The following is a 1689-nucleotide window of genomic DNA, read 5'->3' as shown; positions in this document are numbered from 1 at the left end:
AAGATAAGCAGCGGGACTTGCTTTGATTGCGATAGCTCTCGCCAATTTTTATCCGCTTGTGTGTAATCGGAAAATTAAATGTAAATTTAATACAATTGATACTGGGACAAACCAATAAAAAATAAACCTATGTCAAAAGAAAGGAATGACTCAAAAATTCTGAGATTTTTTAAAAAATTAGGTCCCGGGCTGATCACGGGTGCCAGTGACGACGATCCTTCAGGAATTGAAACCTATTCACAGGCAGGTGCACAATTTGGACTTTCTACGTTGTGGACCGCTCTGCTTACTTTCCCGCTAATGGCAGCCATACAGGGTATGTGTGCGAGGATCGGTCTTGTAACATGCGAAGGGCTTACAGTGACACTAAAAAAACATTACTCAAAACCTATCCTTTATAGCATGCTACTTTTTAGTTTTCCTGCAATTACCCTCAATATCGGAGCCGATATACAGGGAATGGGAGCGGTAGCAAATATGATATGTCCTAACATACCGATATCAGTTTTTTGTATTATTATCACCGCTCTGCTTCTTTTTATCATCATAAATTATTCGTATCAGAAAATATCAATGATCCTGAAATGGCTATGTCTAAGTTTATTATTATATATAATCGTACCTTTTATGGTCGGTCAGGACTGGCTTTTGGTTGCAAAAAAAACCTTTATACCCACGATAAAATTTGATAAAGAATTTCTTTCCATCATAGTAGCAATTCTTGGGACCACAATTTCTCCTTACTTATTCTTTTGGCAGACTACAATGGAGGCAGAAGACCAGGCCCACAAAGGTGCAATAGTAGTGGACAAGCAAATATTAAGTGAAATGAAAACCGATGTAAATTTGGGAATGCTCCTGTCCAATATGGTTATGTTCTTTATGATTCTTACTACGGGAACCGTACTCTTTAATGGAGGAATTCATAAGATCGACACAGTGGATCAGGCTGCCAAAGCACTTGAACCGTTGGCTGGAAAGCTGACTTATTTCATTTTTGCTACCGGAGTACTGGGAACGGGAATGCTTGCAATTCCGGTTCTTGCAGGCTCACAATCTTATATGCTCGCTGAAACTTTCGGCTGGAAGGCGGGTTTAGATAAAAAATTCTCTCAGGCAAAACCTTTCTATGGTTCTATTATAGTTTCCCTTCTCGTAGGGCTCTCACTTGACTTTTTTGGTGTAAGCCCTATTAAGGCACTGCTTTACACAGCAATTGTATATGGATTGACAGCTCCGGTCATGATCGCAGTCATCATGCATATCGCAAATAATAAAAAGATAATGGGCAAGCATACAAACACGAGGCTTTCCAATATTCTGGGAACGATGACTTTTATATTGATGACGGCAGCAGCTGTAGGCCTAATATACTTTATGTTTTAAACATTTTTAAAAAGAAAAGCTAGACAATCTTTGTTAAATGGAAAATCAGCTAGAAATTGAAACGAAAATATTAAAGATACTTACCAATAAATATAAAAAAGATGGTGGCAATAATGGGGTTGAATTTACTGCCTTAGACCACATTCTAAATTTAAGCATACAGGATAGAAATGAATTTCTTTTTCAAATGGCAAAAGAAAAAAAGTTTTTGACCTATCCTTTTGCTAAATAATTTAGTTTTCTTATCTTTAGGTGATTAAATTTAGGTATGGTAGGCAATAAAGAAAAAGAGTTGAGTTTGTT

At 37.0% G+C, this 1689-nt stretch carries 2 protein-coding genes; both read left to right on the top strand.

Features of this window, described 5'->3' with window-relative positions; all coding sequences use genetic code 11:
• Positions 1–129 precede the first annotated feature (129 nt).
• Positions 130–1386, top strand: a complete 1257-nt coding sequence (locus tag L1283_RS28430; protein WP_341832697.1) for an NRAMP family divalent metal transporter — start codon at positions 130–132, stop codon at positions 1384–1386.
• Between the two features lie 37 nt (positions 1387–1423).
• Positions 1424–1618, top strand: a complete 195-nt coding sequence (locus L1283_RS28425) for a hypothetical protein (RefSeq protein ID WP_341832698.1) — start codon at positions 1424–1426, stop codon at positions 1616–1618.
• The last annotated feature ends 71 nt before the right edge of the window (positions 1619–1689 follow it).

The sequence above is a fragment of the Sphingobacterium sp. HSC-15S19 genome (assembly GCF_050433745.1).
Classification (GTDB): domain Bacteria; phylum Bacteroidota; class Bacteroidia; order Sphingobacteriales; family Sphingobacteriaceae; genus Sphingobacterium; species Sphingobacterium siyangense.
The sequence above is the reverse complement of the archived record's forward strand: the minus strand, read 5'-3'. Positions and strand labels throughout refer to the sequence as shown.

What these genes read in the sequence shown, in the direction of transcription:
- L1283_RS28430 (WP_341832697.1), top strand. Translation starts at nt 130, where the DNA reads ATGTCAAAAGAAAGGAATGACTCAAAAATTCTGAGATTTTTTAAAAAA.
- L1283_RS28425 (WP_341832698.1), top strand. Translation starts at nt 1,424, where the DNA reads ATGGAAAATCAGCTAGAAATTGAAACGAAAATATTAAAGATACTTACC.